The following is an 11,939-nucleotide window of genomic DNA, read 5'->3' as shown; positions in this document are numbered from 1 at the left end:
GCAAGTCCTGCAAAACCACTACAAGTTCGTATTGTAGATCATGAATCCTGTGGTGCACGGGCGTTCGGACGGTAGCCGTCGGTGGCCCTGACGAGCTCGTGCAGCGTGCCGGGTTCGGCGCCGCCGTGGCCGGCGTCCTCGACGATCCGCAGCTCGGCCTCCGGCCAGGCGCGGTGCAGCTCCCAGGCGGCGTCGGGCGGCGTCTTCATGTCGTAGCGGCCGTTGACGATGACGCAGGGGATCTCCCGGATCGCCGCCACGTCGAGCAGCTCGCCCTCCCGCAGGAAGCAGCGCCGGGTGAAGTAGTGCGCCTCGATCCGGGCGAAGCCCAGCACCTCCCGGTCCGTCAGCGGAGGGGGAGGCGCGGGCAGCAGCGTGTTGGCCGCCAGCTCCCACGCCGCCCACGCCCGCGCCGCCGGCAGGTGCACCTCCGGGTCCGGGTCGAACAGGCGGCGGTGGTAGGCGCCGAGCAGGTCGTCCCGCTCGGCCCGCGGGATCGCGTCGCGGAAGGCCGTCCACTCCGCCGGGAACAGCCGGGCCGCCCCCGAGCCGGTGAACGCCCACGCCTCGTCGGCCGCGCTCGCCAGGTAGACCCCGCGCAGCACCAGCTCGGTCACCCGGCTCGGGTGGCGGCGCGCGTACGCCAGGGCCAGGGTCGCGCCCCACGAGCCGCCGAACACCTGCCACCGGTCGATCCCGAGCCGCCGCCTGAGCAGTTCCATGTCCGCGACCAGGTGCCAGGTCGTGTTGGCCTCCAGCGACACCCCGGGGTCGGCGGCGTGCGGGCGGCTGCGCCCGCAGTTGCGCTGGTCGAACAGGACGATCCGGTAGGCGCCGGGGTCGAAGAACCGGCGCTGCACGGGCAGCAGCCCGCCGCCGGGGCCGCCGTGGAGGAGGACGACCGGTTTGCCGCCGGGGTCGCCGCAGGTCTCCCAGTAGATCTCCTGGCCGTCGCCGACGTCGAGCAGGCCGCTCTCGTAGGGCTCGACGGGCGGGTAGAACGTCATCAGCGTCATGGCTACCAGACCTACTCGCCCGGGCCGCCCGGCGCGCAGCCGATCCACGCCGCCTGGCCGATTCACGCCGCCTGGCCGATCCGCGTCCTGTGGCCGATTCGCGTCGCGCGGCCGATCTACGACGGGCGTGCGAGTCCGGCGAGCGTGCGGCGGAGCAGCCGTGCGGCCAGGACCGGCTTGAAGGCGTTGTGCCGCAGCGGACGGGCCTCGGCCAGCGCCACGCCGGCGGCCCGCGCGAAGGCGGAGGCGTCCGGGACCGCGCCCGTCAGCAGGTCCTCGGCGGCGTGGGCGCGCCACGGCTTGTGCGCCACCCCGCCGAGCGCGACCCGCGCGAACACGATCCGGCCGTCCTCGACGTGCAGCAGCACGGCCGTGCTCACCAGCGCGAACGCGAACCCGGCCCGGTCCCTGACCTTCGCGTACGCCCCGCGCCCCGGCGGTGGGGGCGGCAGGTCCACGCTCGTGACCAGTTCGCCGTCCCGCAACACGGTCTCCACCTGCGGCGTCCGGCCGGGCAGCACGTGGAAGCCGGTGAACGGCACGCTGCGCGCCCCCCGCGGCCCGGTCAGGTTGACGGTCGCGTCGAGGGCGGCCAGGGCCACGCACATGTCCGAGGGGTGGACGGCGACGCAGCTCGGGCTCGCCCCCAGGACGGCGTGCGCGCGGTTGAACCCCTCCAGCGCGTCGCACCCCGCGCCGGGCACGCGCTTGTTGCAGGCGGCGGCGGTGTCGTAGAAGTAGCGGCAGCGCGTACGTTGCAGCAGGTTGCCGCCCACGGTCGCGCGGTTGCGCAACTGCGGCGAGGCGCCCGCCAGGATGGCCCGGGCGAGCACCGGATAGCGCCGCCGAACGCGCGGGTCGGCCGCGACCTTGGTGTTGCCGGCCAGCGCGCCGAGCCGCAGCCCGCCGCCGGGCAGGTCCTCGACGGCCGACAGCGGCAGGCGCGAGATGTCCACCACCCGGCCCGGCCGCTCGACCTCCTCCCGCATGAGGTCGACGAGGTTCGTCCCGCCGGCCAGGTAGCGGGCCGGGCCGCCGTCCGGCGGCGTCGCGGCCATCATCGCGACGGCCTCCGCCACGTCGGCCGCCCGCAGGTAGACGAACTCCCTCACGTCGCGGCGACCTCCCGGACGGCGGCGGCGATGTGGTGGTACGCCCCGCACCGGCACAGGTTGCCCGCCATGCGCTCGCCGAGCTCGGCGTCGGTCAGCTCGCGCGGGGGAGCGGTCAGGTCGGGCGTGGCGGCGCTGGGCACGCCGTCCCGCAGCTCGGCCAGCAGGCCGGCGACCGAGCAGACCTGGCCGGGGGTGCAGTATCCGCACTGCAGGGCGTCGTGCCGGACGAACGCCTCCTGCACCCGCGCGCCCACCGCGTCGTCCGCCAGGCCCTCGACGGTGACGATCTCCATCCCCTCGCACTGGACGGCCAGCAGCAGGCACGCGTACACCCGCAGGCCGTCGGCCAGGACGGTGCAGGTGCCGCAGGCCCCCTGGTCGCAGCCCTTCTTCGTGCCGGTCAGCCGGAGGTGCTCGCGCAGGAAGTCGAGCAGGGACACGCGCGGGTCCGCCGGCGGCTCGTGCGGCCGGCCGTTGACGCGCAGGGGGAGCGGGGCGCGGCCGTCCATCCCATCCCTCCGGCCGTACGGACTGTCGCGATCACCGTAACCCGCGCGGCGTGGGACGGAGCGGTCCGTCCGCTGGTCAAGGGCCAAAACGGTGACAGACATTGCCGAACACGGATCATCGGACGCAGCGAGCTGCCCGCCGTCGTGCGTGCCGGTCACCGGCTTCCGCGGCCCGCCGTCGTGCGCGCCCGCCACCGGCCTTCCCGGGGGATCACCCCTTGACGGTCATGGCCTGCGCGACCGTCAGGCTGTCCTCGTAGATGTGGCTGCGCGTGATCAGCCCGTCCTCGACGGTCAGGTGCAGCGCGAACGGCGACGTGTAGGAGACGCCGGTCGCGCGCACGGTCTGCACGATCTGCCCCAGCACCACGGCGTCCGCCCCGTCGACCAGGATCTGCCGCACCGTGGTCCCGTTCAGCTCCGGCACGTGATGCGCCCCCAGCGACCGGTAGTGCTCGGCCACCTCGGCCCGCCCGGACCGGGGCCGGATCCACGGCACCGCCGGATGCCCCTCGGCGGGCCAGCTGAGCTGCCAGTCGACCGGCTCGGCGAACAACTCCGCCGTCCGCTCGGGATCGCCCTCGCCGATCCGCCGCAACAACTCCTGCACGATGTCCCGCGTGTCCCTCTTCATACCCCCAGTCTCCCGGCCCGCCTGAACGCCGTCGATTACCCCGGAGGTAACCGCCGACGGTATTCCAAAGGAATCCTTGACATCGCCGGGGCGGGTGGCGGAACATTCCAAGCATGTCTTTGGAATCTTCGGGGCGGCGGCTGGTGCTCGACGATCCGGCCGCGATGCGGGCCTTCGCCCATCCGGTCCGGCTGGCGCTGCACGAGCTGCTGTTGCGGTCGGGGGCGACCACCGCCGCCGACGCCGCCCGCGAGGTCGGCATCAGCCAGGCGCTGGCCTCCTACCACCTGCGGCAACTGGCCAAGTACGGCCTGGTGGAGCAGGCCGAGGCGCGCGACGAGCGGGAGCGGCCCTGGAAGGTGACCGCGAGCGTCCAGGTGTGGGATGACGACGTGACCGGGTCCGAGCGGTCGGCCGCCCGCAGCCTGCTGGAGCAGGTCCTGGCCGAGCGGGCGCTCTCGCGGCTGGCGGAGTGGCAGGAGGCGCGGCGGGGCGAGGAGGAGCCCTGGCGGGGGGTCGGCGGCATCGGCAACACCTACCTCTACGTCACCCCGCAGGAGATCACGGCGCTCGGCGAGGCCGTCGCCGACCTGTTGCGGCCGCTGATGGCCCGCGTGGACGACGCGGCGGCCCGTCCCGAAGGGGCCCGGCCCGTGCTGGTGACGCAGATGGTGATCCCGCTCGCCCCGACGGCCTCCGGTGACTGACCGACGCCCCCCGGCCGCGGCGGCCGGCCGGGCCGGTGGGCAAACGGCTGAGGAGCCGCCGGGTCGGGAGGCCAGGGCCGGGATGCGGTGGTGGCCGGGGCGGGGCGGTGGCGGGTGGGTGGGGCCCGGCGGCGGGCGGGGGTTCGGGCGGTTGCTGGTCGCGTCCGTCGTGTCCCAGACGGGCGACTGGGTGATCAGCACCGGGCTGGCGTTCCACGTCTACCGCCTGACCGGGTCCACCCTGTCCACCGCGATCATGCTGCTGGTCTCACGGCTGCCCCACGTCCTGCTCGGGTCCGTGGCCGGGGTGCTGGCCGACCGCTGGGACCGCCGCCGGTTGCTGGTCGTCACCGACGTGCTGCTCGGGCTCGGGTTGCTGCCCCTGCTGGCGGTACGCGGCCCCGCCCAGGTCTGGATCGTGTACGCGGTCGCCCTGTGGACCGGCGTGCTCGGCACCCTGCTCGCCCCGGCGCAACGGGCGCTCGTCCCGCAGCTCGTGCCCGCGTCCGGGCTGGTCCGGGCCAACGCCCTGCACGGCCAGAGCGGCCAGCTCGCCCGGCTGCTGGGGGCGATGCTGGGCGGCGTCGCCGTCACGGCGGGCGGTTTGCCCGCCATCGTCCTGCTCGACGTGGCCAGCTTCGTGATCTCCGCGGTTCTGCAGGCGACCCTGCGCGTCCCGGCCAGGTCGCCGGTCGTGGCGCGGGCGCCGTCCGTCCGTGCCCAGTGGGCCTCCGGGCTGCGGCTGGCCATGGGGAACCCCGGCGTCCGGCTGCGGGCGGGATACATGCTGATCACAGGGGTGGGCGAGGGGATCTTCGCCACGCTCGCCGCCCCCTTCGTGGCCGACGTCCTGGGCGGCCAGGGCGACGCGTACGGGCTGTTCCTGTCGGTGCAGGCGGTCGGCGGGCTGGTCGGCGGGCTGGCTGTGGCCCTGCACCGGCGCGACCCCGCGCCACGGCTGCTCCTCGGCTGGGGCACGGTCGCGTTCGGCCTGCTCGACCTGGCGCTGTTCGCCTACCCCCTCGCCCTCGACGCGTTGTGGCCCGCCCTCGTGCTGATCGCGCTGGCCGGGCTCCCGGCGGCCGCGGCGATGGCCGGGTTCACCACGCTGGACCAGACGGCCACCACCGACGAGCGCCGGGGCGGCCTCATCGGGCTGCTCGCCAGCGCCCAGGCCGTCACCTCGCTGCTCGGCATGGCGTCGGCCGGGGTGCTCGGGGAGGTCGTCGGCATCGTCCCCGCGTTGTGCCTGCACGCCGCGGGGCTCGTCACCGCGGGCGTGCTCGTGCTGACGAACCGTCCACCCCACCCCCGGCGCGCCGCCGCCCCAGCCGCTCCCGGCCGGAGCCGTCCATGACGTTTGTCATGGACGCGTCTCTGACGACCGGCACTACACCCGGCGCCGCCACTCCCAGCAGGCTGGTCCCATGCTGAAACTCAAGGACGACCGGCCCCGGCGGCCCACGGCGGCCGCCGCGCGTTACCGTCGGGCCCTGTGACGGGTGACGCGGCGGTGCGGGAGGTGGAGTTCAGCCGGGGCCGGACGGCGGCGCGCGCCGGGTCGTGCGGGTGGCTGCTGCTGCTGGGGTGGCCGCTGTGGTCGTTCTTCTCCGCGCGTCCCGGCGTGCTCGCGGTGGTGTGGGTGGTCGTGGCGGTCGCGGTCTTCACGGCGTGCTGGCTGCGGATCATGTGGCGGGCGCTCAGCGCCCTGGGCGCGGCGGCGCTGACCTGGACGCCGGTGGGGCTGGTGGCCGCCGCGCTGGCGCTGCTGCCGGTGCTGCGGGCGCCGTGGGCGTACGTCGGGTTCGTGTTCGTGGTCAGCGCCCTGTCGGCCTGCCTCTCGCGGGTCGCCTTCGTCGTGTCGGCGGCGGTGACGACGGTCGCGGTGGTGGCCGCGCTGACGGCGTACGGGCGGCCGTTCGACCAGGTCTGGTGGGTGCCGCTGGTGATCCTGGTCGAGGCGGTGACGGTGGCGAGCCTGAAGCACCTGGGCGAGATGGTCGCCCGGCTCGACGCCGCCCGCGCCCACGTCGCCCGGCTCGCCGTGGACAACGAACGCCTGCGCTTCGCCCGCGACCTGCACGACACGCTCGGCCACACGCTCACCTCGATCACGATCAGGAGCCAGCTCGCCGCCCGGCTGGCCCGTACCGACCCGGAACGGGCCGCCCGCGAGATGGCCGACGTTGAACGCGCCGCCCGCCAGGCGCTCGACGAGGTGCGCCACGCCGTGGCCGGCTACCGCGCCCCGTCCCTGTCGGGCGAGCTGCGCACGGCGGCCCACAGCCTGGACCTGGCCGGGATCCGGCTGGAGGTCTCGCCCGCCGGCGGCCCCGTCCCGGCCGCCGCCGAAACGCTGCTGGCCTGGACCGTACGGGAGGCCGCCACGAACGTCGTACGCCACAGCCGCGCCCGCAACTGCCGCATCGACCTCGCCGTCGACGACCACACCGCCACCGTCGAAATCCGCGACGACGGCCCCGGCCCCATCGGAGCCGCGGCCACCAGCGACAAAACCACCACCCCCGGAGCCGCAGTGCCCTGGTCCGGGGGCGAGGCGGCCGGGCCAACGGCCGGCGGAGGTTCTGCCGGCAGGGGTGGCGTCGCCAGCACCGGAGCCGCAGGAGGTGCGGCGGGTGCCGAGGGGGGCTGGGCTGAAGGGACTGGGGGCGAGGGGGCAAGGGCCGGCGGAGTGGCGCCTCGGGGGATTGGCGGCAACGGGCTGATGGGGTTGGCTGAGCGGATCGTTGCCGTCGGCGGCCATCTGGAGGCCGGTCCGCTGCCCGGCGGCGGTTATCGGCTGCACGCGCGAGTGCCCTTGGAGATCCCATGATCCGCGTCCTCATCGCCGACGACCAGGACCTCGTCCGTGGCGGACTGGCCGCGCTGCTCGCTCTGGAGGACGGCATCGAGGTGGTGGCCGAGGTCGGCCGGGGCGACCTGGTCGAGCCAGCGGTGGCCGAGCACCGCCCCGACGTGGTCCTGCTCGACATCGAGATGCCCGGCATGTCCGGCCTGGAGGTCGCCGAACGCCTGCGCGGCCACCGGGTGGTCATCGTCACCACGTTCGGCCGGCCCGGCTACCTCAGCCGTGCCCTCGACGCGGGCGTGTCCGGGTTCGTGGTCAAGGACGCGCCGGTGGCCGAGCTGACCGCGGCCGTGCGCCGGGTGATGGCCGGTGAGACGGTGATCGATCCGAAGCTGGCGGTGTCGGCCCTGACCGTCGGGCCGAGCCCGCTCACCCAGCGCGAGGCCGAGGTGCTGCGGACCGCCTCCGGCGGCGCGACCGTCGCCGACATCGCCCGCATCCTGTTCCTGACCGAGGGCACCGTACGCAACTACCTGTCCTCGGCGATCACCAAGACCGGGGCCCGCAACCGCGCCGAGGCCGTCCGCACGGCCGAGTCCCGCGGCTGGCTCTGACCCCCGCCCACCCCCGCAACCTCTCAAGAGGAGCTGCGTCATGCCCTCCGACGACTTCCGCCCGCCCGGACCGGAGTTGTTCGACTACCCCGCCCTGTGGGACGGCGCCCCGCTCTGGCTCACCAAGCCGGTGCTGCTGGCCGTCGTCGGCGTGCTCGTGGTGTGCGCGCTGGCCTGGGGCGCCTTCTCCCGGCCCAAGCTGGTGCCGCGCGGCCTGCAGAACGCGGGCGAGTACGCCTACCTGTTCGTCCGCGACCAGATCGCCCGCCCGTCGCTGGGCGCGGACGCCGACCGCTGGATGCCGCTGCTGCTCACGCTCTTCCTGCTGATCCTGCTCTGGAACGTGATGGGTGTGATCCCGCTGCTCCAGTTCCCGGTCACCGCCCACGTCGCCTTCCCGTGGGTGCTGGCCGGGGTGGTCTACCTGCTCAAGCTCTACCTGGGCTTCAGGCACCAGGGACTGGCCGGCTACCTCAGGAACGCGATGTTCCCCGAGGGCCTGCCCAAGGCCCTGGCGATCACCCTGTACGCGCCGCTCGAACTGTTCTACATCTTCGTCACCGCGCCGTTCACCCATGCCGTGCGGCTGTTCGCGAACATGTTCGCCGGGCACACGCTGCTGGCCTTCTTCAGCGCGGTCGGCTACTGGTTCCTGGTGGAGCGGCCGACCGTGGGCGGCGTGGCGGTGGGCGTGCTGGGCGTGTTCATGACGTGCGTGCTGACCGCGTTCGAGATCTTCGTCATGTTCCTGCAGGCGTACCTGTTCACGATGCTCACCGCCATGTACCTCGGCCAGTCCCTGCATCCGGAGCACTGACCGGTCAGGACGCGGGCGGCGCCAGCACCCGCCAGGCGGCCGGCCGCACGATCCAGGTGCGCCGCTCGGCGACCTGCTCCAGCTCGCCGTCCACGCTGGCCGGGACGGGCCCGCCCGCCACGGTGATCCGCCTGCCCCGGAAGGTCTGCACGTCGGGGCGGGCGGGGTGCCGGCCGCGGCGCAGCCCGGCGGCGAAGGCCAGCCGGGCCAGCGGTCCGGTGGCGTAGGAGACCACCACCTCAGCCAGCCCGTCGTCGGGCCGGGCCGCCGGGGCCAGCGGCGTGCCGCCGCCGATCGTGGCGCCGTTCCCGACGCCGGCCATGAGCACGCGGCGGCGGCCGGTGCACACCTGGGCGCCGTCCACCCTGATCCGCAGCCGCCAGCCGCCCGTCCCGGCGCCCGCCAGCACCGCGCCCACCGCGTACGCGGCCCGGCTGAGCAGCGGCTTCAGCGGCGCGGCCCGCTCGGCGGCGTGCGCGCCCACGCCGAGGTGCGCCGCGTTGACCACGATGCCGCCGTCGTCGTCGATCAGCAGGTCCACGGGCCGCTCGTGACCCGCCAGCACGACGCGGGCCGCCTCGGCCGGGTCGAGCGGGATGCCCAGCGTGCGGGCCAGGTCGTTGCCGGTGCCCATGGGGATCAGCCCGACCGGGCCGGCGTCCAGGCGGCCGTGCTCCAGCAGCGCGGCGACCAGCGCGTGCACGCTGCCGTCGCCGCCCATCACCACCGGGACCCGGTCGTCGTGCGACCGCACGGCCTCCTGCGCGTCGCCGTCGCAGACCCGCACGTCGGCCTCCGCCCGCAGCAGCCGCAGCACCTCCCGCGTGCCGTCGTCGCCGACGCCGCCGGCCTGCCGGTTGCAGATCACCAGAAGTCTCACGGGGTCCTCGCCTTCCCTTCCGCCGGGCGGATGGGTCTCTTCCCCGGGCGCCCGCCACAATGCCCCGCCGCCGGGACGCGTTCGCGGGGCGGAGGTTCGGCGCGCGGGACGCGGCGGCGCGCGCTTCTGTGGCGTTTCTAAGGTTTCCCGACGGTGGGGTGAAGGCGGCCGCGGTTGAGTGGCCGCAGCGGGCCGGGCCACCGGGGACCGGCCGCCAGAAGGGCAACCGACATGAACCCACGAAAGACCGCGCTGGCCCTCGGGACGGCGGCGGCCCTGACGCTGGCCGCCTCGGGGGCGGTGCCGGCCGCGGCGGCCGGCCCGTGTGCCCAGGTCTCGTCGACGTGCTCGCCCGCCGACGTGCGGGCCGATGCAGGGGCCGACCTGAAGACCCACGTGAAAATCGACGTCAGGACCGAGCGGGACCCCGGCGGCGGGAAGCCGCGCGACGGCAAGCCCGGCTGCGGTCCCGAAAAGAGCGACAAACGCGGGAAATTCGGCGAGAAGGACCACGGCATCTCCCGGGAGGCGTTCGCCAAGGCGCTCGCGGCCGAGCTGGGCGTCGGCCACGACCGCGCCCTGCGCGCCGTCAAGGAGCTGGACGCCCTGAGCGAGAAGGGCCGGGTGGACCCGGACTCGGCCGGGTTCGGCGCGGTGGCCGCGCACCTCGGCGTCACGCCGGACCGGCTGGAGCAGGCGCTGCGGAACGTCAAGCGCGCGCTGGCCGCCTCCGAGCCCGCATAGAGACCGGCACCGATCTTCCTCGGCCGGGGGTGCGGAGGGGAGAGTGGCACCATGCACGTCCTTGTTGCCGATGACGACGAGGCGGTCCGCCGCTCCCTGACCCACGCGCTCACCCGCGAGGGCTACGACGTCAGCGTCGCCGCCGACGGCCTGCGCGCCCTGGAGGCGGCCGGCGGCGGACGTCAGGACGCGGTGGTGCTGGACATCATGATGCCCGGCCTGGACGGCCTGGAGGTGTGCCGCCGCCTGCGGGCCGCCGGCGACCGCACCCCGATCCTCATGCTCACCGCCCGCGACCTGGTCGGCGACCGGGTCGCGGGCCTGGACGCGGGCGCCGACGACTACCTGGTCAAGCCGTTCGCGCTGGAGGAGCTGCGGGCCAGGCTGCGCGCGCTGCTGCGCCGCAGCGCGCCCGCCCAGGGGCTGCTCCGCCACGCCGACCTGGAGCTGGACCCGGCCGCCTGCCGGGCCAGCCGCGGCGGCCGGCCGCTCGACCTGACCAGGACCGAGTACACGCTGCTGAAGGTGTTCCTGCGCAACCCGGGCCGGGTGCTCAGCCGCGAGGTCATCTTCGACTCGGTCTGGGGGTACGACTTCGGGCCGTCCTCGAACGCGTTGTGGGTCTACATCAGCTACCTGCGGGCCAAGCTGGAGGCCGGGGGAGAGCCGCGGCTGATCCAGACCGTCCGCGGCCTGGGGTACGTGCTGCGGGAGGAGCGGTGAGGCTGCGCACCAGGGTCGCGCTGACGGTCGCCGCCGTGGTGGCCGCCGCGCTGCTGGCGGTCTCGCTGGTGGTCTACCCGGCGGCCGCGGCGGGGCTGGCCGGCCAGCACGACGGGGAGCTGGTGCTGGCCGCCGGGCAGGCGCCGCGGCTGCTGGAGTCGCTGAAGACCGCCGACTCGCCGCTGCCCGCCACCCCGCTCCCGGTGGGCAACACGCTGCTGCAGTTCTGCCCCGACCCGCTGGTGACCGGCCCGACCGAGGGGTTCGTGCCGCTGGCCGAGCAGGACGAGGCGGTCGCGTACGGCAAGCTGCCCCCCTACTTCCGGGACGTCGCCTACGACGGCGTGCGCTACCGGCTCTACACGGCCCCGCTCAACCTGGGCAAGGGCGTCCTGGTGCGCACGGCGTTCCCGCTGAACCGCGACGAGCGGACGCTGAACGCGCTGAAGCTGCTGCTGGCCGCGCTGACGCTGGGCGGCGCGCTGGTCGCGGCGGCGGGCGCGCGGCTGCTCGCCGGCCGGGCGCTGCGGCCCGTCGCCCGGCTGACCGCCGTGGTGGAGCGGGTCACCGCCACCGGCACCCTCACCGCCGACGGGCTGGAGGGCATGGGCGCCGGACGGGACGAGGTGGCCCGCCTGGCCGGCTCGTTCACCACGATGACGCACGCGCTGCGCGAGTCGGTGCTGGCCCAGCGGCGCCTGGTCGCCGACGCCTCCCACGAGCTGCGCACGCCGCTGACCAGCCTCACCACCAACCTGGAGCTGCTGGAGGAGGGGCGCGGCACGGCCGACCCGCAGGCCCCGGCCCTGGTGCACGAGGCCCGCGTCCAGGCCGAGGAGCTGCGGGTGCTGGTCAACGACCTGGTCGAGCTGGCCAGGCACGGCGACGTCGAGCTGCACCTGGAGGACGTCCGGCTCGACCTGGTGGCCGGGCGCGTGCTGGCCAGGGCCGCGGCCCGCGCCCCGCACGTACGGCTGCGCGGCGAGCTGGCCGAGTGCCTGGTGACGGCCGACGCCGACGCGGTCGAACGGGCGGTCTCCAACCTGGTGGACAACGCGATCAAGTGGAGCCCGCCCGGCGGCGTGGTGCTGGTACGGGTGGACGCGGCGGGCTCGTTGTCGGTGGCCGACCAGGGCCCCGGCATCGCGGCCCACGACCTGCCGTTCGTGTTCGACCGGTTCTACCGCGCCGAGTCGGCCCGCTCCCTGCCGGGTTCGGGGCTCGGCCTGGCCATCGTCCGCCAGATCGCCGAGGCGCACGCCGGATCGGTGCGCGCCGAGCCGCTGCGGCCCGGCGTACGGCTGGTCCTCGCGCTGCCCCCGGCCACCTGACCCGCCGCGGATGAGGGCGCGACCACGGGCGCGGACCCCC

General features: G+C 75.1%; 13 protein-coding genes. 8 read left to right on the top strand and 5 right to left on the bottom strand.

Annotation, left to right across the window (positions count from 1 at the left end):
• Window positions 1-38 precede the first annotated feature (38 nt).
• The 4 genes from pip to ACIBQ8_RS49500 form a co-directional block, all read right to left on the bottom strand.
• Entirely contained in the window at window positions 39-1,010 is a 972-nt protein-coding gene (gene pip, locus ACIBQ8_RS49515; protein WP_397195705.1) for a prolyl aminopeptidase, read from the bottom strand.
• Window positions 1,011-1,132: 122 nt separating this feature from the next.
• Window positions 1,133-2,128, bottom strand: a complete 996-nt coding sequence (locus ACIBQ8_RS49510) for an FAD binding domain-containing protein (RefSeq protein ID WP_397195691.1) — start codon at window positions 2,126-2,128, stop codon at window positions 1,133-1,135.
• Window positions 2,125-2,640, bottom strand: coding sequence for a (2Fe-2S)-binding protein (locus ACIBQ8_RS49505; RefSeq protein WP_397179035.1), 516 nt, complete (start codon window positions 2,638-2,640; stop codon window positions 2,125-2,127). The genes ACIBQ8_RS49510 and ACIBQ8_RS49505 overlap by 4 nt, the downstream gene beginning before the upstream one ends.
• A 211-nt stretch (window positions 2,641-2,851) precedes the next feature.
• The gene (locus ACIBQ8_RS49500) at window positions 2,852-3,274 is read right to left on the bottom strand and encodes a nuclear transport factor 2 family protein (protein ID WP_397195690.1); all 423 of its coding nucleotides are present in this window, start codon (window positions 3,272-3,274) and stop codon (window positions 2,852-2,854) included.
• A 113-nt stretch (window positions 3,275-3,387) separates the two neighbouring features.
• On the opposite strand from ACIBQ8_RS49500, the gene ACIBQ8_RS49495 reads away from it, so the two are divergent.
• The 5 genes from ACIBQ8_RS49495 (at window position 3,388) to atpB (ending at window position 8,221) form a co-directional block, all read left to right on the top strand.
• Window positions 3,388-3,981 carry a winged helix-turn-helix domain-containing protein gene (locus tag ACIBQ8_RS49495; RefSeq protein ID WP_397195689.1) on the top strand — a complete coding sequence of 198 codons (594 nt, stop codon included), beginning with the start codon at window positions 3,388-3,390 and terminating at the stop codon, window positions 3,979-3,981.
• 151 nt (window positions 3,982-4,132) lie between these two features.
• Window positions 4,133-5,338 carry an MFS transporter gene (locus ACIBQ8_RS49490; RefSeq protein WP_397195688.1) on the top strand — a complete coding sequence of 402 codons (1,206 nt, stop codon included), beginning with the start codon at window positions 4,133-4,135 and terminating at the stop codon, window positions 5,336-5,338.
• A 138-nt stretch (window positions 5,339-5,476) separates the two neighbouring features.
• Window positions 5,477-6,814 (top strand): sensor histidine kinase, encoded by a 1,338-nt coding sequence (locus ACIBQ8_RS49485; protein ID WP_397195687.1) that lies wholly within the window; start codon window positions 5,477-5,479, stop codon window positions 6,812-6,814.
• Window positions 6,811-7,404: a response regulator gene (locus ACIBQ8_RS49480; RefSeq protein WP_397179040.1), complete on the top strand. Its 594-nt coding sequence runs from the start codon at window positions 6,811-6,813 to the stop codon at window positions 7,402-7,404. The genes ACIBQ8_RS49485 and ACIBQ8_RS49480 overlap by 4 nt, the downstream gene beginning before the upstream one ends.
• Before the next feature lie 40 nt (window positions 7,405-7,444).
• Entirely contained in the window at window positions 7,445-8,221 is a 777-nt protein-coding gene (gene atpB / locus ACIBQ8_RS49475) for a F0F1 ATP synthase subunit A (RefSeq protein ID WP_397179041.1), read from the top strand.
• 4 nt (window positions 8,222-8,225) lie between these two features.
• Here atpB and ACIBQ8_RS49470 read toward each other — a convergent pair whose 3' ends face one another.
• On the bottom strand, window positions 8,226-9,101 hold the full coding sequence (locus tag ACIBQ8_RS49470; protein WP_397179042.1) for a diacylglycerol/lipid kinase family protein: 876 nt from the start codon (window positions 9,099-9,101) through the stop codon (window positions 8,226-8,228).
• 231 nt (window positions 9,102-9,332) lie between these two features.
• Here ACIBQ8_RS49470 and ACIBQ8_RS49465 point away from each other — a divergent pair, with 231 nt between their 5' ends.
• Genes ACIBQ8_RS49465 through ACIBQ8_RS49455 form a run of 3 tightly spaced genes read left to right on the top strand, consistent with a single transcriptional unit; the run spans window position 9,333 to window position 11,899 of the window.
• Window positions 9,333-9,845: a hypothetical protein gene (locus ACIBQ8_RS49465; protein ID WP_397195686.1), complete on the top strand. Its 513-nt coding sequence runs from the start codon at window positions 9,333-9,335 to the stop codon at window positions 9,843-9,845.
• A gap of 51 nt (window positions 9,846-9,896) precedes the next feature.
• Complete coding sequence (locus tag ACIBQ8_RS49460) at window positions 9,897-10,568, top strand: response regulator transcription factor (protein WP_397195685.1); 672 nt, start codon at window positions 9,897-9,899, stop codon at window positions 10,566-10,568.
• Window positions 10,565-11,899, top strand: coding sequence for a sensor histidine kinase (locus tag ACIBQ8_RS49455; protein ID WP_397195684.1), 1,335 nt, complete (start codon window positions 10,565-10,567; stop codon window positions 11,897-11,899). The genes ACIBQ8_RS49460 and ACIBQ8_RS49455 overlap by 4 nt, the downstream gene beginning before the upstream one ends.
• The last annotated feature ends 40 nt before the right edge of the window (window positions 11,900-11,939 follow it).

The organism is Nonomuraea sp. NPDC049646 (assembly GCF_044465525.1).
GTDB lineage: Bacteria > Actinomycetota > Actinomycetes > Streptosporangiales > Streptosporangiaceae > Nonomuraea.
The sequence above is the reverse complement of the archived record's forward strand: the minus strand, read 5'-3'. Positions and strand labels throughout refer to the sequence as shown.

What these genes read in the sequence shown, in the direction of transcription:
- ACIBQ8_RS49460 (WP_397195685.1), top strand. Translation starts at nt 9,897, where the DNA reads ATGCACGTCCTTGTTGCCGATGACGACGAGGCGGTCCGCCGCTCCCTG.
- atpB (WP_397179041.1), top strand. Translation starts at nt 7,445, where the DNA reads ATGCCCTCCGACGACTTCCGCCCGCCCGGACCGGAGTTGTTCGACTAC.
- ACIBQ8_RS49465 (WP_397195686.1), top strand. Translation starts at nt 9,333, where the DNA reads ATGAACCCACGAAAGACCGCGCTGGCCCTCGGGACGGCGGCGGCCCTG.
- ACIBQ8_RS49505 (WP_397179035.1), bottom strand. Translation starts at nt 2,640, where the DNA reads ATGGACGGCCGCGCCCCGCTCCCCCTGCGCGTCAACGGCCGGCCGCAC.
- ACIBQ8_RS49500 (WP_397195690.1), bottom strand. Translation starts at nt 3,274, where the DNA reads ATGAAGAGGGACACGCGGGACATCGTGCAGGAGTTGTTGCGGCGGATC.
- ACIBQ8_RS49495 (WP_397195689.1), top strand. Translation starts at nt 3,388, where the DNA reads ATGTCTTTGGAATCTTCGGGGCGGCGGCTGGTGCTCGACGATCCGGCC.
- ACIBQ8_RS49480 (WP_397179040.1), top strand. Translation starts at nt 6,811, where the DNA reads ATGATCCGCGTCCTCATCGCCGACGACCAGGACCTCGTCCGTGGCGGA.